This window comes from Chitinophaga sp. XS-30 (assembly GCF_008086345.1).
In the GTDB taxonomy this organism is placed as follows: Bacteria; Bacteroidota; Bacteroidia; order Chitinophagales; family Chitinophagaceae; genus Chitinophaga.
Map to the genome: position 1 here is coordinate 3,790,478 of NZ_CP043006.1, position 18,332 is coordinate 3,808,809.

The 18,332-nt window shown below is 44.4% G+C and carries 14 protein-coding genes; 6 read left to right on the plus strand and 8 right to left on the minus strand.

The window, feature by feature from the left end:
• The first annotated feature begins 33 nt into the window (after nt 1-33).
• Together FW415_RS15470 and FW415_RS15475 are read left to right on the plus strand one after the other, a co-directional pair.
• Nucleotides 34-1,194: an MFS transporter gene (locus tag FW415_RS15470; protein WP_148386712.1), complete on the plus strand. Its 1,161-nt coding sequence runs from the start codon at nt 34-36 to the stop codon at nt 1,192-1,194.
• On the plus strand, nt 1,178-2,389 hold the full coding sequence (locus FW415_RS15475; protein WP_246858759.1) for an MFS transporter: 1,212 nt from the start codon (nt 1,178-1,180) through the stop codon (nt 2,387-2,389). The genes FW415_RS15470 and FW415_RS15475 overlap by 17 nt, the downstream gene beginning before the upstream one ends.
• On the opposite strand, the gene FW415_RS15480 is transcribed toward FW415_RS15475, so the two are convergent.
• The gene (locus tag FW415_RS15480; protein ID WP_148386721.1) at nt 2,331-3,158 is read right to left on the minus strand and encodes a hypothetical protein; all 828 of its coding nucleotides are present in this window, start codon (nt 3,156-3,158) and stop codon (nt 2,331-2,333) included. The two genes, FW415_RS15475 and FW415_RS15480, sit on opposite strands and share 59 nt — an antisense overlap.
• A 195-nt stretch (nt 3,159-3,353) precedes the next feature.
• Between FW415_RS15480 and FW415_RS15485 the strand changes: the two genes are divergently transcribed.
• From FW415_RS15485 to FW415_RS15495, 3 genes are all read left to right on the plus strand, one after another.
• Nucleotides 3,354-4,367: an AraC family transcriptional regulator gene (locus FW415_RS15485; RefSeq protein ID WP_148386725.1), complete on the plus strand. Its 1,014-nt coding sequence runs from the start codon at nt 3,354-3,356 to the stop codon at nt 4,365-4,367.
• Between the two features lie 176 nt (nt 4,368-4,543).
• Nucleotides 4,544-4,825, plus strand: a complete 282-nt coding sequence (locus FW415_RS15490) for an HTH domain-containing protein (RefSeq protein WP_148386729.1) — start codon at nt 4,544-4,546, stop codon at nt 4,823-4,825.
• Nucleotides 4,826-4,836: 11 nt separating this feature from the next.
• Nucleotides 4,837-6,975: a lanthionine synthetase LanC family protein gene (locus FW415_RS15495; RefSeq protein WP_148386733.1), complete on the plus strand. Its 2,139-nt coding sequence runs from the start codon at nt 4,837-4,839 to the stop codon at nt 6,973-6,975.
• On the opposite strand, the gene FW415_RS15500 is transcribed toward FW415_RS15495, so the two are convergent.
• The 7 genes from FW415_RS15500 to FW415_RS15530 all read right to left on the minus strand — a co-directional run bounded on the left by FW415_RS15500 (nt 6,970) and on the right by FW415_RS15530 (nt 17,437).
• Nucleotides 6,970-7,809 carry a hypothetical protein gene (locus FW415_RS15500; protein ID WP_148386738.1) on the minus strand — a complete coding sequence of 280 codons (840 nt, stop codon included), beginning with the start codon at nt 7,807-7,809 and terminating at the stop codon, nt 6,970-6,972. The two genes, FW415_RS15495 and FW415_RS15500, sit on opposite strands and share 6 nt — an antisense overlap.
• Before the next feature lie 13 nt (nt 7,810-7,822).
• Nucleotides 7,823-8,359, minus strand: coding sequence for a hypothetical protein (locus FW415_RS15505; protein ID WP_148386740.1), 537 nt, complete (start codon nt 8,357-8,359; stop codon nt 7,823-7,825).
• A gap of 2 nt (nt 8,360-8,361) precedes the next feature.
• Nucleotides 8,362-9,570, minus strand: coding sequence for a DUF4221 family protein (locus FW415_RS15510; RefSeq protein ID WP_148386744.1), 1,209 nt, complete (start codon nt 9,568-9,570; stop codon nt 8,362-8,364).
• Nucleotides 9,571-9,641: 71 nt separating this feature from the next.
• A complete protein-coding gene (locus FW415_RS15515) occupies nt 9,642-9,962 on the minus strand; it encodes a hypothetical protein (RefSeq protein ID WP_148386747.1) in 321 nt (106 codons plus the stop codon).
• A gap of 197 nt (nt 9,963-10,159) precedes the next feature.
• Entirely contained in the window at nt 10,160-12,538 is a 2,379-nt protein-coding gene (locus tag FW415_RS15520) for a metallophosphoesterase (RefSeq protein ID WP_168208838.1), read from the minus strand.
• Nucleotides 12,539-12,631: 93 nt separating this feature from the next.
• A complete protein-coding gene (locus FW415_RS15525; RefSeq protein ID WP_148386755.1) occupies nt 12,632-14,050 on the minus strand; it encodes a RagB/SusD family nutrient uptake outer membrane protein in 1,419 nt (472 codons plus the stop codon).
• A gap of 27 nt (nt 14,051-14,077) precedes the next feature.
• On the minus strand, nt 14,078-17,437 hold the full coding sequence (locus FW415_RS15530; protein ID WP_148386759.1) for a TonB-dependent receptor: 3,360 nt from the start codon (nt 17,435-17,437) through the stop codon (nt 14,078-14,080).
• A gap of 309 nt (nt 17,438-17,746) precedes the next feature.
• Here FW415_RS15530 and FW415_RS15535 point away from each other — a divergent pair, with 309 nt between their 5' ends.
• Entirely contained in the window at nt 17,747-18,301 is a 555-nt protein-coding gene (locus FW415_RS15535) for an RNA polymerase sigma-70 factor (RefSeq protein WP_148386763.1), read from the plus strand.
• Nucleotides 18,302-18,332 lie beyond the last annotated feature (31 nt).

Consider the following 18,332-nt stretch of genomic DNA (forward strand, 5'->3'; position numbering starts at 1 on the left):
AGGTACAGGGGGTTGCAATAATTTTGCATCATCATGCAATTGGCTTATTCGATATCATTACGCGCGCCCAGGGCATACCGGCTGGCGCTTTCTGTATTTTTCTTCATCCAGGGCCTGGTTTTCGCCAGTTGGGCGAGCCGGATACCGGATATCAAGGAGAGTTTGCGTTTGAGTGATGCCGCGTTGGGCGGCCTTTTGCTGGCATTGCCTGCGGGGCAGATGGCGGGGATGGGGCTTTCGGGTTACCTCGTGTCCCGTTTCGGCAGCCGACTGATCATGCTGATTGCGGCGTTTCTGTATCCCGGAGCGCTGCTGTTGCTGGGAGCGGCCAATAACCTGGTATTGCTGGCCGGTTCGCTGGTATTGTTCGGTCTTTGCGGCAACATGATCAACATTGCGGCCAACACGCAGGCCGTGGGAGTGGAAGCCCTCTACCGCCGCAGCATCCTGGCGAGCTTTCACGGGTTGTGGAGCCTGGCCGGCTTTACAGGTGGTTTGCTTGGTGCGCTGATGGTAGCGCAGCACCAGACGCCGCTGGTGCATTATGCTATTGTTTTTGTGCTGACGATGCTGCTGATCGCCACTTCTGCCGCCTACGTGCTGCCGAGGGACGCGCCGAAGAAAAGCGGCAGCAATTCCATTTTTGTGAAACCCGACAGGAACATTATGCTGCTCGGCCTGATTACCTTTGCCTGCATGATCTGCGAAGGCACGATGTTCGACTGGAGCGGCGTTTATTTCGACCAGGTGGTGCATGCTCCGGTGGAATGGAGCAGGCTCGGTTTTATAGGGTTCATGAGCGCCATGGCAGGCGGTCGCTTTGCGGCGGACCATTTTATTACCCGCTTCGGCGCCAAGGCCATGCTGCAATTCAGCGGGTTGACGATACTCAGCGGGTTGCTCTTGTCTGTCGTGCTGCCCACGATCGTTCCGGCCACTATCGGGTTTCTGCTGGTGGGGCTAGGTGTGGCTTCCGTGGTGCCGCTGTCTTACAGCATAGCCGGGCGGTCGAAAACAATAGCTCCCGGTGTGGCGCTGGCCATGGTATCGTCCATCGGTTTTCTGGGTTTCCTGCTCGGACCTCCGCTGATCGGTTTTGTAGCAGAAGGATTTGGTCTCCGCTGGTCTTTTGCCCTGATCGCCGTTTTGGGATTGGGAACAACGCTGCTGGCCGGCAGTGTCAAAACAAAGTAACAGGATGATGGATGACAGGAGAAGGGCGAGGATAGCGATAGCACTATTCTTTTTTATATCAGGTTTCGGGTTTTCCACATGGGCATCGCGGATACCTGATCTGCAGCAAAGGCTTCAGCTGAATGAAGCGCAACTGGGCAGCGTATTATTTGCGCTGCCTTTCGGCCTTATGCTCACGATGCCGGTAACGGGTGCGCTGTTGCAGCGTTTCAGCAGCAATACCATTATGTTCGCGGGTGCGCTGGCCTTCAACGCGATGCTCAGTGTGCTGGGCTTTGTAACGGAAGTCTGGCAGCTGGTGATTGCGCTGTTCTGTTTCGGCGCTTCGCGCAACCTCCTCAATATTTCCATGAATGCGCAGTCCGTTGGCGTACAATCATTATACGAAAAATCCATCATCACCACATTTCACGGCATCTGGAGCGTGGCGGGTTTCAGCGGCGCTGCACTGGGCGGGCTGATGGTGTTCTGGCAGATATCGCCGGGCATCCATTTCATGATCGTGGGCATACTGATGGTGATCATGGGATTTTTTGCCTACCCCGGCAGCCTCCATCAGCCGCCGTCTCCGGTGGGCAGAAGGAGGTTTTCGTGGCCGGATAAAAGCCTGTTGAAATACGGGCTGATATCTTTTGCCGTGATGTCCTGCGAAGGTACGATGTACGACTGGAGCGGCATTTATTTCCAGAAGGCCGTGCAGGCGTCGCGGGAGGTGGTGACCGCGGGGTTTGTGGTGTATATGGTGGCCATGGCCGTTGGCCGTTTCAGCGGGGACAGGATCGTGAACCGTTTGGGTGTGGTAACGATGATCAAGTGGAGCGGCATCCTGATGTTTTGTGGGCTGTTGCTTTCCGCGCTTCTACCGCAGCCGCTTACGGCCGGTTTCGGCTTCATGCTGATCGGCCTTGGTGTGTCCTGCGTTGTTCCGCTGGTGTTCAGCATGGCGGGGAAATCCACTACCATGGCCAATGGTCCGGCTATTGCGGCAGTCTCCACAGTAGGTTACCTGGGTTTTCTGCTGGTGCCGCCGGTGATCGGATTCATTGCGGAGGCGCTCAGCCTGCGCTGGGCCTTCGGGTTAATGTCCGGCTTCGGCATTGTGGTGACCGCACTGATCCTTATCCTGCACCGGCGCACTATTGCTCCCGCACGATCCTCGTCAGTTGCGCAGGCTCGCCCTGCGGGTCATACGTGATCCTTTCAATGATCAGGTCATGCTGGTCGTACACCAGCGTGGTATTGTGCATGGAACTGTCTGTCATGTCCATATATCCCTGTCTGGTGACATATCTCTTTTCGTTGATGGTATTGAAAAATTTGTGCGTCAACTCATTCCTGCCGTTATAAACATCGTAGTGAAGCGAAGTGTCTGTGTCATTGACCAGTTCTGATTTCATCACCAGCTTGCCGTCTTTGTCAAATTCACTGGTGAGGGCTTCATCCCCATGTTCATTATAAGTATAGTGGAAGGCATAGATCACTTTGCCGGCCGCATCCCGGGATGTCAGTTCCTTTACCTGTTCATTTTTATCATAGGCATAGATGATCTTCCTGTCCAGCTGCCCTTCGGAATTATAGAATAATCGCGCAGTATTGCGGTGGTTATCATCATATTCGTTTCTCACCACTGCGGTAATATTGCCTTCGTGGTCTTTAGACACGGTGGCAGAGTCGTTTCCGTGAATATCATAATAGTATTCTTCGCGGGTATTCAGCGTAGAGTCGTTCCGGTGATAGATGTTGCTGTAGATGGCGTTGCCGGAAGCATCATATTCCGTCAGTTGAAAAAGGAAGCCGTTGGCGGTGTCCGGCTGGCCGAAACGGTATTCATATTGGTAAACCTTTTCCAGCCGGATCTTGTTGGCGGCGATCTTTTCTTTCAGGATGTCTTTTTTGCTTTTTCGATCCGCCTGGCAGGAGAGGAGGAAGAGCGGGAGGATAAGGTATGTCAGCGTACGGTTCATAGGTTAATATTAATTAATTGTCAACAAATTAGTTAAAAAAAATGCATGAATGAGGAAGTATTTGCTTCCATTGACAGGGAAATTAATGAAATGATAATATCGCCGTATGCACTTATTAGCTTACTTGCAGTTCATGAAGGTCGCTTTTATCCGTTAATCCTTATAAGACACCAATTAGCTTAAGTTGTCCACTCTATGCATCACAGTTCCCCTGTTTTCCCGAAACTCCGTATGCGGTTTATCGCCCGGCAGCATTCCGTTTTGCGTCATGACATCCCATATCAGTACCGTTCCCGTCTTCATCCTTTTGCCGGGGCCATACTGGAGGAATCCGCAACTGTTGATATCGTGCACCAGGTGGTACAGATCAAGGGGTTTACGATCTGCAACCATGTTTTCTTTGCGAAGGAGGATGCAGAGATCGCTCCATATGCAGAAGAGCCTGTTTCTTCTTTGCATTGCATGATAAAGGGGAGTTTACGGTGCGAACTGGCTGGTGTGGGGCAACTGTGGCTCCGGGCAGGTCAGTTCGGTTTCTTTCAACTGGGCAATGAACTGAACCGGGCGTGGCTGAAGAAGGGAGAGATATACGAATCTTTTCATATCGACTTTACAAGGGAACAGTTATTGATGCTGGCGCCCTATTCAGATATCGTCCGGGAGCTGCTCAGCAAAGCGGAAGATAATATGCAGGCATATGCCATACCCGGGGCGGGCATTATGTCGCCCCGCTTTTACGAGTTGATCGGTGAGATACGGGATAAGCATCCTGATCATAAAATGAAAGAGATAGCAGTGCCGGCCAATATTTCGCTTTTGCTGGCAATAGCATTGATGGATGCGGAAACGGCCAGTGATGCAGGAGATACGGAGGAAGTGCTGTTTGCCACGATACAGGCATATATTCTGAATAATCTTTCCGGGGAGTTGGGGAACAGGGAGATCGCCAGGGAATACAGCATGAGCGTATCCCGGCTGAAGTACGGTTACAAGCGGATATACCAGGAGCCGGTGCAGGCGTTCGTGAGACGGGTAAGGCTGGAGAGGGCGAGGGACCTCATTTCGTCAACAAACTATCCGCTGAGGCAGATTGCGGAGATGGTGGGGTATATGGATTATGGGAGTTTCAGCAGGATATACCGGAGGTTTTACGGGCACCCGCCGAGTGATGTGAGGCGTCCGGCGGGAAATGTCCAAAATGACAAATGATATGTCCGATCTGCTATTTTATTTTTGTGTTAAATATGTCAATTTTATAGAAAGACACAGTAGGAATTAACCCGATAATCCGCATGAAGTATTGGTTACAGTGATATTTAACAGTTGGTTAGATACGAGTTCCTATTACCTGAACCGTTGACTTAAACCTAAAAGCGTATTCTCCAATGACAACAGACACTTTACAGCGTTTGCAACGCATTGATCACCTTATTCAGACAAAAGCGACAGGGACCCCATCCAATCTTGCCGATAAGATCGGTATTTCAGAACGATGTGTGTACAAATACCTCAACCTTATGAAAGATTTTGGTGCGCCGATCAAGTTTTCGAATGCCCGGCAGAGTTATTATTATGATGAAGAAGGATACTTCAAGATTTCTTTCCGGTTCAAACGGCGGATCATGGAGATGATGATTGCCGGGATGGGATATTTTCTGGGCGTTTAAAAATATTTGAGATGAGTATTGTTGCAAAAACGATTATCGATCAGGTAGATGAAGAGCCTGTAAAATATCAGAAATCCGAAAAGAAGAGCGGCAACCGGATAGGGTACAATTATATCATCCTGAAAAGCCTGAAAGAAAGTAAGAAGAATGATGTGGTGAAATGCCTTTACATCAAAAGTCTTACGCGGTTCGGGTTCTGCGTGATCAAGGAGGGGACCTCGGGAGATTCGAAGGATAAACACGGCAGGGATATCCGGGACCGTCTGATGTGGCAGGAGCAACTGCATGCGATGTTGCAGGACAAGATCAGGATGCCGAGGTTGCTCGGAAGCTTTGAGGAAAACGGGAATTATTACCTGGTAATTGAGAGGATCAGGGGAAAATCACTGCATACGGTTTTTAAGGAGGGAGGCAACGCCGTGCAGGAGGGCTTGCTGAGTGGAAACAAGACTGGCATGAAATTCCTGGACTACCTGGTCCGGATCGTGGAAATACTGGAGGTGATGCATCAGCACCAGGTAGTACACAGGGATGTGACATTGAATAATTTCATGATCATGCCGGGAGGGAAGGTGGCAATTATTGATATGGAGCTAAGTTATTCACTGGCTGCAGGCTATCCGAGCCCCCCGTTTCAATTGGGGACGATCGGGTATATGTCTCCGGAGCAGGAGCTGATTGCCGTGCCCACAGTGAAGGAGGATATATTTTCCATTGGCGCGATCATGCTGCAGTTGTGGACGGGGATATCGCCGTATAAGTTGACGACGGTGTCACGGGAGGAGCTGCAGCGCAAGGTGGAGTTCCTGATGCCCGACAAGCTGCTTGCTGACCTTGTGGCGCGTTGTATGGATCCGGAGCCGGAACGGCGGCCGCTGGCGGGGGAGATCAAGAATTTTCTCTTGCAGTATGAACGGGATAAGATAGGAAGATCACCTAGAGCGACTGTCCCCAGGATATTATTCTCGCAAAATGAGATACTCGATACTATTCAAAAGGGAATATTTGCCTTGAGCACTTCATTGATGGCAGATAGCGAAAAGGGATGGTTTTCGGAGGATATGAAAAATATGTCGGAAGAAAAGAGTAAGATCAATAAAGCCTGGTATGCGAGCTTTAATCGCGGCGCCAGCGGAATTATTTATTTTTTAGCGAACGCAAAGAGGATGGGATTTGATGTATCACTAGCACAAAGTCAGATCAAAATGGGAATCGAACTGATTAAGAATAAGTATATCGACAGGGCTGATCGTCATACTCCTGGACTGCACTTTGGATCAGACGGCATAGCAGTAGCATTAGTTGCAGCTATGAATAGCGGGTTGATCGAGAATAAGGAAGAGTATCGCAATTGGATAAATCAACTATTAACTGATTCGTCGGACCATGAAGATGTTGTACGGGGGATGGCGGGGCAGGGAATCGCTAATTTGCTTTGCGCTGCTTTTCTGAAGCAAGAAACATTGGATGAAAGACTAATTCAATATGCTACGCTTCTTGTTGCAAAACAAGACGCCGAGGGCTATTGGATGAGGAGCTTCAACGAATCCGGAAGAAGAAGGATCATACCGGGTTTCGGATCCGGCATGTCCGGCATTATATATTATTTACTGCTGTTTGGACAGAAGTTTAATCATGGTGACTCTTTAGAAGCAGCGGAAAGAGGACTTTCCTGGCTAATCAGAAAAGCAGTCCGGGGAAACGGAACAATGGATTGGAAATCCTCCTCCGGTAAGCAGCTGTCTTTTTCTCTTCTGGAAGGAAGCCCGGGTATTTCACTGTCTTTTTTAAAGGCGTTCGACTTTTTTCAAAAAGAATCTTATCGTAATACTGTTGGCCAAATACTTGTTACTCCCAACCCGGGTTTATCTTTCAATAATTTGAGTCAGAGCTTTGGTTTAAGTGGAGTAGCAAGTGTTTACCTTCAGGCAGCGAATGTTCTGGACGATAAATACTATGTGGAGCAAGCTGGGAGTATAGTCCAATTCCTTTGCCATGTTAAAAAAATAAAGGAGGAGAAATTTGTTCACTGGTTTGTTGAGCATGAGCGGCAACCGGTAGCTAATTTTATGATGGGGAATACCGGTATCTTGCATGCTCTCCTGCAGTATTGTTTTCGTGACAAAATATCCATACCATTCTTACTATAATGTCAGTTCGACTTTTTCTTTGTCGCTAAACACCCGGTAAAAGCTTTCGTTCTGAATGAGAAGTGCCTCTTTCTTGCTGGCTGGTACGTCTATTATTGTTCCGTTAGAGTATGAAACTGTTTCAGCTATATGATAATTTCCTGTTACAATTGTTTGTACATCATATTTTTCGACAATGTTTTGTATTGAGCAAAGATCCAGAGAAAATGCAAGCCCCTTATAGCGATCTTCGAAACTACTTTTGTTGATCTCGGTAATAGGAAGTCCGGACATCAGTATTTCAGCAGCGATTTCTTTGTTCAGGAAAAGGGATGATCCGATTTTTTCTACGATATTTTTAGTGCGAAGCCATCTCAACAGTTCATTATTCCCATCATAAAGTATGGAGTATGACTGACCGGAAGAGCGTTTTCTGCTAAATGCATAGTCGGGATGCTGATCTATCCATTTTTTTTCATTAAGCAACATTAGTTCATCCATTCCCAGAATAAAATGGACATGTCCCCCACGTCTAAAGGCCCGCTCTTCCAGACCATAAATGTACCACAAACATTCGGCTTTTTTCGTTTGCTTCGAGAGGTAGTTGCCATTGAGTATGATATGCCCATCCTCATATATCCATTGGTGCTTTCGGTCTATTACCTGAAATTTAAGTAGGGTTTCCAGGAAATCTTGAAAGTCTCCAGCAATCGAAGGAATAACTAAAGCTTTGCTGGGTGGTCTGAAAACAGATCTTTCCTTCCCAACGAAGGTCTTCAGGCGGAGGGTAAAGTATCTGCCTTTCTTTCCTTCATTTCCAGGTTCATAAATAGCCAGTTTAACATGATTGGACATAGACAACATCATTTTATTTACTCCGAAACCCGGAAAAGAATTCCTGCAAATCCTGCTTTATTGATTCGGGGAGTGCATAGACTGACTTATATACTTTTCCTCCTGCAGTATAGAACATGGACGGGTTGGATGCGTATAGATCGAACTTATATGCGAGGTCCATACTGTCCAGAAATACTCTACCCGGTGCGGAAGGTATTTTCCTGTCATTCTTAGTAAATGTAGCTCGCATGTTTTTAATGCCATCATTAGCAGAAATGATTATATAATGTTTGCTCTTTAATGATGAAATGTGTCTGGAAATGCTATCAATTGTTTTGTCACGGCAGGAAGGGCAACTGTTGTTTAAAGGAAGGATAAGGAACGCCAATGAATCGTTTTGCTTTTCCGATGGAATTTTACTATTCGTCAAGATCATAAGCTGCTTAAAGAGCGAATCATTTTCTACTTTGTTCATAACAGGTTGTTTCTTATCTCCTTTTTCGCCCATGGATGTGCAGCCAGAGGTAAATATTGCAGCGACGATAAATAACTTAGCTAAATGATACATCGTTAATACTTTTTTGTTAAATGAGTGGTGTTTCGTACACTTTCTTCACTGTATTCTAGCCTGACAAAATTCACAGCATACTCATCTTGCCTATTTACTCTGGCATATATTTCCCCGTTCATTGTTATAACAATGCTGCTAAGAGAAACATTTTGATCTATTGCGGACTCGCCGATAATAGTTAGATACTCATCCAGTATGATAAGCCGTTGCTTTTTTGACCTGATTTTCTCACTATATTCAGACTCGGTCAGACCGGATTTTGCTACCCGCAGATATCTTTTTTTTATGGGATCAAAGTAGATTTCCCCGTATGAGTCTCTTACAAGGTAGCTTTTGAGGCGCACTTCCATGTTGGTTAGTAACTCTTTTTTGGGAACCGGAGGGATGGGCGATGTTTGGTATCGGCTCTGGCCGTAGAATGCCACATGATATTTCTTCAGATCGGTTTCATAGATGTTGGTATCTGCCGGAAAACTTAGGACGAATCGTTTTTTGTCATTGTAACAGAAGCTATAGTCAAGAAAGTTGTAACCGAACAAGTTATTCAGGTAGGTATCAGGAAGACTGTAGAACTCCTCCATTTTACCGGTTTTAAGATCAAAGGAATAAATCATTTTCCACATTTGCAGGGTTCCCAGGTACGCACCGAGGCTTCTGGCATGTCTTCCGGTAATTATTTTACTCCCCTGGAATGCTGGCAACAGACTATTCTCAAAAAGGATCATTGCATGAGCGTCCAATTCTTGCAACGTGAAAGAATGTTTTATGTTGCAAGACGTGTCAATTATGTATATATTATTGTTGTTTACAATAAAGATACTATCCATCGTTTTCGTGAATACGGAGGTCTTACTAAACTTTTTTTCGGGAATAGTGCTTTTAATATGGATTTGCTTCGTCAAGCGGCCGGAATCAAAGTGATAGATATTTATCGTCTCGGAAGTACCCTCATAGAACGAGATATACCTTTTATCATTCTGAGAGAAGATATTGAACGATTCGATCGTATTGAATATATCTTCACCCAATGGAAATCTCAAAGTATCCGCTGTACATTCAATATTCAAACGATATGAAGCATCCTTATGATAATAACGCGCGGGTATATTCGAGGACTTATTATGATTGCAACACTGAATAAACGGAATGATCAACAATACGGTTAACTGGACTTTTGTTGCCATATCAAGATTGTTTTTGTGAATCATGAAGCGAATAACTGTTTACCCAATTAACGGGTAAACAGTTATTTTCGCTGTTTTGTCGATACAAAATTTTTCTATTCGATGGGGTCCACGCCAAGTGTTGTGTTGTTAGTCGTGTTTGTGAGAACGCCATTCCTGAGGGTTGTTATCGTGGTTACATTCAATTCAGGAATAGTAGTAGTTCCTGAATTGGCGGTGATGTTACATTCTACTACGCCGCCTACATCAGTACAGGTGTCCACACCACCCCCACTGGTAGATGGCAGTAGTTGACCACCGGATCTGGTATTAGCCTCCTTTTGTTCTTTAGATGGGATAAACGCTGCTGTTACTGCGGAAGCTCCCATCAGGATCAAGCCAATTATAGACAACTTTCTAAATGATTGCTTTTTCATGATTTGCTTTTTTAAGGATTTAAGAATATGTATATGGCGGCCGCTTTATATACAGCACTAAGTTAGACATCCGTACTGTATCTTTTGTTCAGTAGAAGAATGGTTTGTGGGCAAAAAAGGGCTTTATCATCAAAGCTGCCCTTGATGATAAAGCCCTTTAGGGTGTATTGTGGAGGAGAAAAACCTGGTATTGGCAGTTATAGTGGATATTGTTTGCCGGTTGTATCTATTCTGTACAGCTTATAATTCTTTATTAATAGTGCTTCAGATTTCCCTTTGGAATGGCGCGTGTCTGTATTAATTACTTTTCCGTCATAGTGTTGTGTAATATGGTCGGCAACGATAGTGTGACCTGTAACGATCTTTTTGACATCAAATTTATGAAGGGTGTTATGGATGATTACATCCATGTTTTTTTCCTTTTCGCGGTAGTATTTCCTGAACCAAAACGGAGAGGTGCTATAATTGAAAATGGTCTTCAGATTTCGATCTGAAGATGCTATTGCAGTTGAGTCTTCTGAATAATATTTTCTGGCAAGGTTATTTATTTCGTGGATGGGAAGGTCGACAGTGTTCATTTCTGGACTGATACCTCCATGGACAAAGAGATAGTTCCCGATCTTTTCCATGATGTTTTTTGTCCGGAGCCATTTTCCGATTTCAGTTCGTTCACTATACAATTCTGCGTAAGGTATTTTGATAAGTGAAGCGTTTCGTATATATTTTGAATTGGCATAAATATTCCTTTTGTTTAAGTTCAGAATTTCATGATTTCCGAGAATGAAATGTACATGCCCTCCGGATTTTTTTGCCTTTTGCTCCAATGCATATATCAACCATAAGCATTCTGTCACCTGATTTCCCCGGTCAACTATATCCCCGTTCAATATCAGATGATTCTTGCCAAAAGTCCAGTTCATATTTTTATCTATTATGCGATTCGCTTCCAACAACTTTCTGAGTGCCGAGAAATTTCCTTCAATATCCGAGAGTACAACTAGTTCCTCAGGCATTTCGAAGACGGAAGGAGGGGGCTGGTGTTTGTATTCGAGGTGTATATCGAACAGCTCCTCATATTTATCAGTTCTGGCCTTAAAGGATACTTTTTCGCCGAAGGCGTATTTTTGGCTGGTTGCCTTTTTGGTGTCAATGGAGATTACTTCGATTGAGTCCTTTCGTAGCAAAATATATGGACCGTCATGAAGAATGGGGGTCAATTCCGCACCGACATTGTGTTTAATAGTGTAGAGGTACGATGAGTCTTCTCCAGAAGGATAAACAGTGGAGTTAGTTTTGCCATTTTGATTGATAATATGGACAGCCGGCACAGATGTGATATTAAATATTCTTTTTATCGTCTCATAGTTTTCTCCAGCAAATAGTATTTCTGTACTGTCCTGGTCTGTTGTTGGAAAGTCAAGGATGCTCCATATTTTTACTAGATCGTTTTGCTTGAATTGCTCTTTTATTTTATTAATGTAGGCCGTATTTTCTTTGCCCTCACTACCGGGAAACATCATAATCGTGATCTTTCCCAGCAGATTGACTTTTGATACTTTCATGCCCCAGGCATCGGTTAGTTCAAAGTTAGGGGAACTATTTCCTTTAATTAATGAGGTCGAGATCAGATCATTTTCCGCTTTTCTAACGTATTTAACGTATTTCATGCTTGTATTCCCGTTCCCACTATAGAAATCTTTTAACAGCTTTATATTCGAAGAAGTATATCCTTCCTCTTTCAATACTTCTTTTGGAATTAAGAATGCATAATATTGATCGAGTAACTCACCTTGATAGACCTTTTTTGCCAGTTCATAATAGGAGAGTTTTCTTTTGGGGCTTATCTTGACTTCTTTGTCGCTTGTAAAGCCATGTTGCCGATTGTACAAAGTTCTTACATACTGATAGTAGTATACATCGAAATTTACCTGTTCCCGGATTGATCGAAGCCATGTGGCAACTTCGTTGTTAAGGGTCGAATCGAAAATATTGCACAGACTACTTCCTTTAATGCCAAAAACTTCAGCCTTTTCACGTAGGTGATCGAATTTAAATATACGCCTGTGTTCAATTTTTGCCAATAGTATCTGTTTAAGAAACTGATAGCTATCAACTGTGAGGTTTGGTTTTGCTTCATCCAGAAGAGATGTCGTAATGTTGCTTTCGATGTTTAAATAGCTATTCCATTCGAGATAGTCTTGTAAAGATTTTGTGGTATAGTAATTCGGATTAGAGGGTTTTTGGAGTTTTGTCAGCTTGTCTGATATTTTCTGTATCAGCGTCAGCTTCTCGGATCCACGTCCGGTATACTTGGTTGTCCCGTTTTTGTTTTCAACATGAATGCTGTCTCCTGGTTCCAGGTATATATTATGAGAGATACTCTCAAATAACAGTTCTGATGAAACCAAAATCGGTTCTTTTGAGGCTATTTCCCATCGTGCTAACCCATTATGACTTGTTTGATAAATAGTGTCTTCATATCGCTGGCCAGATATATAGTATACAGGAGAGGCGTTGATAGTAACAGTTTGCCCACTCAGGTTAGCGGTGTCTGTTTCTATTAGTATCGTGTTCATTCTTCCTGGGTTATCAGTTTTTACAGAATGCCAGAATGTATTTATCCAAAAGAGAACAGTCAGAATAGTCATCGAGTACATATTATTCCAATTTTAGTATCCAGGATTTTGTTTCAGCCCACTGATCAACACATCTCGTTGAGGAATAGGTGAAATCATTTTGTCGCTTGGGTAAGAAAGATGAGAAGCTGAACTGGCTGGCGCATCACTTCTTTTAATATCCTGTTTCCATCTCATGATATCGAAAAGCCTTGTTCCTTCAAATGCTAGTTCTTTTCTTCGCTCTTTATATATGGAATCAAGCAGTGCCTCTCCTGATGTTTGTATGAGTTCCTTTTCCGGGTTAGACCTCAGGCGAATTGCATTTATAAAGAATCTGGCACTATCGTTCATGTTGAGTCTTGCATATGCCTCTGCAGCAATCAGATAGACTTCAGAAACCCTTAGCAGAGAGGGGTAGTAGGATCCGCCAGGAGTAGGATGCGTACTGATTTGCCCCGAAGGGAATTTATTTATAAGCCAGTTTTCGTCACTTTTGACGACCCAGTTTTTTCTACAGTCAATGCTGTCTTCCTGTACCAATTCAGCTACGTCGTTTGTAGCAATGAATGATAGAGACTGACCTTTCGGACTTGGGGAAAAGTATGCTCCCGGATAGGTTGTCCTGTATGTATTGATTTCGGGAGGCAGCAGAAAGAATGACTCTGAATCCTCCAGTGTAAAGAGGTTATCAGGATAGTCGGGCATTGTCATTAGTGGGGTTGCACGGCAAATTGCGCCGGCTATCCTTTTGGCATTCTCAAAATCTTCTGCAAAAAGATAGACTTTTGAAAGCAGTCCTTTTGCCATATTTTTGTTCATATACAAGGAATTCATCTCCTTCTCCTCAAGGAAAGCCGCTGCGCTTTCCAGATCTTCAATGAGATATTTGTAAATCTCTATAACACTTGCTCTATGGTTATCAAGACTCCAATCGGGAGATACGGTATAAGGAACGCCTGCGTGACCCGCCTGTAAACTATAATTATATGATTGTGCGTAAGTGTTCACCAACTCAAAATACAGCATAGCCCTAATGCCCAATGCTTGTCCGATCAATAGATCCGACTTCTGCTGATTTTCAGACTTGAACTCATTGGCCTTTTGAACAACTAGATTGCACGAACGTATTATAGAATAATAAGATCTGTAAAATGAATTGGTGTTGTACGTGGCATTGTAATCGTCATCTGCTTGCTGTTCCCATAGATAGTGATGTAACAGACCGCTTGAACCAGATACCGGTTTAATATTATCTGCAGCCACCTCGGGATATACCATTTTATATCCCGAGTTCAGATTGGCCAGGGTTGTATAAATGCCATTGAGGTATTGTGCAGTGGCATCCAGATCGCGAATGTAGTTCTCACTCTCAATAATTGTTTTATTCTCCGTATTCAGGAAGTCTTTTCCGCAGGAAGAAAAGGCAACTATTGAAAATATTGATACTAAAATCAGTATGACATTTTTCATAAATGTTCTATTTGGGTGGTCTTGAATTCAGAAGCTGGCATTAAGGCCGAAAGCATAAGATTTTTGATTTGGATAGCTGAAGCCAACTGTACCCCCGACACTTGCATTGTCAGGGTCAACTCCGGGGAACTTGGACCATAAGGCCAGATTATTTCCCTGAATGAATACTTTAAGACTGTTCAGGCTTATTTTTTCCAGTACCCGTTTGGGAAAGTTATACGAAATGACAATATTTTTTAACCTGATATAATCTCCGTCAAACAAATATCTGGTAGATGCTCTTGTTCCTCCGTCAGTGTTATTCAGTTTTCTAACCGGGTTTGCTGCTTTGTCGCCTGGTTTTTGCCAGCGGTCAAGAGATTCTCTTACCTGATGAATGTATGGGTATTCTCCGTCATTCAAGTAGGTCTGGGAAAATGCCCAGTCATATAATTTAAATCCGTATTGATAATAGAGATGTGCGGAGATGGAAAAGCCCATGTATGAAATCGTATTTATAACGGAACCGAATGCATCCGGAGAAGGCTTTCCAACAAATGAGCTTATGGCCTGATTATAGTTTCCGGTGGTTTTTCCAGTGGAGTCAATCCATTGCGGTTTTCCGTCTTCCGAATTGACGCCGGCCCATTCTTTTAAATAGAATGAGTTAAAACTGCGACCTTCTTCGTTGCTTAGAAGCCCTCCTGTTAAAGTCGTTAGCGGCACATCCGCTTTTATCAGTTTATTTTGATTTGAACTCCAGTCTGCACGTAGGTTCCATGTCAGATGTTTCCGTCTGATCAGGTCGGCGGATATAGCTATCTCGGTACCACTGTTGCGAAGATCTCCTATGTTGTTTAATAATGAAAGATTGCCGGTAGTTAGCGGCAGGTTCATTTTGTATATCAGATTGGATGTTTTTTTGTTATAGATATCAAAGGTTAAGTTGATCCTCCCGCTGAATAGCTTTGCTTCTAATCCTGCGTCCCATGTGAATGTTTTTTCCCACTTGATATTTGGATTTCCACCGGAGAGCTGGCTCCCGAATGAAACAGGGGTGAGCGCAACCTGACCTTGATAGCTCCTTAGTTCAAGCAAGTCATATCTTGTAGAATTGCCGATAGGAGCGGAACTGCCTGCTACACCAATACTTCCTCTAAGCTTCAGGGAGCTGATAATTTTGTCATGCTGTTTGAGAAAGTTTTCTTCCGACAAAATCCACCCGGAACCCACTGACCAATAGGTGCCCCATCTTTCTTTGCTGCCAAAAACGGAGGAGGCATCCCGTCTGAGGCTGGCGGATAGCATGTATTTGCCTGCATAGGCGTAGTTGACCTGGCCGAACTGAGAGAGCAATGTCTGCCGTGTCGTAAGCCCTGTTGCGCTATTGGTAGGGTATCCAGGGCTGCTTATTTCATCGTAGTAGGGAAGCGTTGCTGCATTGCCTTGAGCAGAACCTCCCAGTTTTTTTTGTTCCAGGATTTGAGCTTCGTGGCCAAAGAATGCATTTACACTATGTACGTTCTTAAACGTTCTATTATACCGCAATGTATTGGTATTGATAACAGTTGTCCTTCTGATGTCGGCCTCCTGAATTGATCCTCCCAGTGCCCGGCGGGTGGACAGAAAGCGGGGGTCAATTTTCTCCTTGGTTTCGGCAAGCATGAAATCAAACCCGATGCTGCTTGCAAGCGTGAAATACTTCAGGAAATTAATATCTCCATAGAACTTGGTGAGACCCCGAAAGGATACATTGCGATTTATATTGTGTTCTGCCGCTGCCACAGGATTTGCTGAAAAGATAGACGAAGAACGTGGCAGTCCCCATTGATAATTGAATATATAGGTCCCGTCATCAAGCCGTATAGGGTTAAGAGGAGACATTATATCACTGAGCGAAGCCGAAACGAAGCTTTCTAACGGATTGGCATAGTCCTGTTTGGTATGGGACAAGGAAGTGTTCAAGCCGATTTTAAGAAAATCAACGGGATTGCTTTCGAAATTAATCCGTATCGATTTTCTGTCAAACCCGGTTTTTTTGACTATCCCGTTCTGCTTGGTGTATTCAGCGTTTACATAGAATTTGGTTTTGTCAGTTCCGCCACTCATCGAGATGTCGTTGGAGGTCGTAATGGCATTTGATACATATAATTCCTCTAACCAGTTGGGTGAGGGGTAGAAGCTTGTGTCATTTCCAGATATCCGGTATGGGAATTTAGAAAGGAGATCTTTTTTGATGGCGGCATCGGTCCACAATGTTGGATTCGTATTCCGGTAGGCTTCATAAAGCAATTCCAGATACTCGTCCGTGCTGACCATTTCAGCATTGTTTTTGAGTTTTGAGGAGATGTCTGTTTGATGCCTGAAGCTGAACATTGTCTTTCCCTTTTGACCTGTTTTGGTGGTAATCAGAATTACGCCGTTGCTTGCTTTTGACCCGTACAGTGCGATGGCTGCTGCATCTTTTAAAACTGTAATTGATTCAATGTCGGTTGGGTTTAACTGCGAAAGGGGATTGCTGATAGGTGTTACCAATGCGCTTATGGCAAGCTGAAAGTGGTCCTGCGTCACAGGGATCCCGTCTATCACTATCAGCGGATTCCTTACTGTTGATCCGAAGAATGCATCCGTCCCCGTCGTAATCCCCCGCAGCACAAAATTACTCACACCGCCCCCCGGCTGCCCCGTTCCATTGGTCACCAGCAATCCCGGCACAAGTCCCTGCAGACTTTTGTCGAATGACCGGTTCGGCAGTGATTGTATCTGCTCCCCACGTACCACAGTGATTGCACCGGTGTTTGAGCGCTGTGTAGTTGTGCCGTACGCAACCACCACTGTTTCATCCAGCCCGTTCACACTCGCCTTCAGTTTTACCGCGAATGCGCGTTGGCCGCTCACTTTTATTTCTGTGGTTTCATATCCCGTGTATCGTATCAGCAGTGTCGCACCGTCTGAAACATTGCGTATCTGGAAGTTGCCGTTGGCATCTGTTACCGTTCCCGACTTTGAGCCTTTGACAAGTACGGAAGCGCCGGGCAAAGCAACGCCCTCTTCATTTGTAACAATGCCGGTCAATAATGATATATGATCGCCTGCCGCATCATTTTTTTTATCCGCCGTCCGTAGCACGATCGCTTTGTCCTTTAACTCCCACTTCATGCCCCGCGCATCCAGTAAAGTATGCAAAACCTCTTCCAGCTTCGCTTCCGTCACATGAATACTTACCTTTTCCGTTCCCTTGAACTGCGATGTGCTGTACATGAAGTACAAACCCGTTTGTTTCTCTATGTCAGCAAGAACCTGTTTAAGCGGCACCTGTTCTGCTTTCAGTGTTACCTTGTAATCCGGTAATGAAAAACCGTCCGTAGACAGCAGCATGAGGAATAGAATAGATAAAAATGATCGCATAATCTGATGGTGTTAAAAATTGGTTAAGGAAGAATGATTCTCTGAACAGTCACGTTTATATCGATATATCAGTATGACAGCATTTATATTTTCACGGGGTAAGCTGCATGTGTAAACTTTGTGTTAAGGCGCTTGCGGATTTGATCAGAATAATATTATCTTAGCGTTGCATATTGTTCGATCCAAAACAATATCATCATTCCTCCATTTAGCTGTTCTAATCCGTACATTAATTTATTCTTACTTTTTCTACCGGCGCATACACCGGTTTGAGTGATTCGCATATTTTCGCCGCTGAAACGCATCTTAATGCCTTTTTTTAACAACGATAGTGAATTGCTGAAATGCTTGAAAGCAGGGGAGGAAACTGCTTTTGACCATATTTATACTACATACAGGAAATGGTTGTGGATTGCTGCCCTGGGAATACTGCAGAACGAAGCGGAAGCCGAAGATATCGTGCAGGAGTTTTTTATTGACTTCTGGCAGATATACTCCTCCAAAGATTTTACGGATATCAACCATCTGAAAAAATATCTGTTCGTCAGCATCCGCAATCGCTGCATTAACAAACTGGAGTCGAACAAAGTAAACCGGAAACGGTACGATGCTATCTCGTTGCCGCATGACTTCGTTCTGCCGAACAACCGCCTGGAACGGGATGATCTCCAGCGTCAACTGAATAATGCGATGGACAAACTTCCACCGGTACGGATGAAAGTCTTTAAAAGGGGATATCTCCTGCAACAATCCCGCAAAGAGATCGCCGCTGCATTGAATATCAGCGAGGAGAGCGTAAAAAAGCACATGACGCTTGCATTGAAAGACCTGCGCCTTTCCCTGAAAAATCAAAACAATCATTAACCCGTGCACCGGGAAAAACTGTTTATATCTA

Excerpts from the sequence above, each read along its gene's own strand:
- FW415_RS15500 (WP_148386738.1), bottom strand. The coding sequence starts at position 7,809 with ATGTCCAATCATGTTAAACTGGCTATTTATGAACCTGGAAATGAAGGA.
- FW415_RS15490 (WP_148386729.1), top strand. The coding sequence starts at position 4,544 with ATGACAACAGACACTTTACAGCGTTTGCAACGCATTGATCACCTTATT.
- FW415_RS15470 (WP_148386712.1), top strand. The coding sequence starts at position 34 with ATGCAATTGGCTTATTCGATATCATTACGCGCGCCCAGGGCATACCGG.
- FW415_RS15485 (WP_148386725.1), top strand. The coding sequence starts at position 3,354 with ATGCATCACAGTTCCCCTGTTTTCCCGAAACTCCGTATGCGGTTTATC.
- FW415_RS15510 (WP_148386744.1), bottom strand. The coding sequence starts at position 9,570 with ATGATTCACAAAAACAATCTTGATATGGCAACAAAAGTCCAGTTAACC.
- FW415_RS15525 (WP_148386755.1), bottom strand. The coding sequence starts at position 14,050 with ATGAAAAATGTCATACTGATTTTAGTATCAATATTTTCAATAGTTGCC.
- FW415_RS15480 (WP_148386721.1), bottom strand. The coding sequence starts at position 3,158 with ATGAACCGTACGCTGACATACCTTATCCTCCCGCTCTTCCTCCTCTCC.
- FW415_RS15535 (WP_148386763.1), top strand. The coding sequence starts at position 17,747 with ATGCCTTTTTTTAACAACGATAGTGAATTGCTGAAATGCTTGAAAGCA.
- FW415_RS15520 (WP_168208838.1), bottom strand. The coding sequence starts at position 12,538 with ATGAACACGATACTAATAGAAACAGACACCGCTAACCTGAGTGGGCAA.
- FW415_RS15530 (WP_148386759.1), bottom strand. The coding sequence starts at position 17,437 with ATGCGATCATTTTTATCTATTCTATTCCTCATGCTGCTGTCTACGGAC.
- FW415_RS15515 (WP_148386747.1), bottom strand. The coding sequence starts at position 9,962 with ATGAAAAAGCAATCATTTAGAAAGTTGTCTATAATTGGCTTGATCCTG.
- FW415_RS15505 (WP_148386740.1), bottom strand. The coding sequence starts at position 8,359 with ATGTATCATTTAGCTAAGTTATTTATCGTCGCTGCAATATTTACCTCT.
- FW415_RS15495 (WP_148386733.1), top strand. The coding sequence starts at position 4,837 with ATGAGTATTGTTGCAAAAACGATTATCGATCAGGTAGATGAAGAGCCT.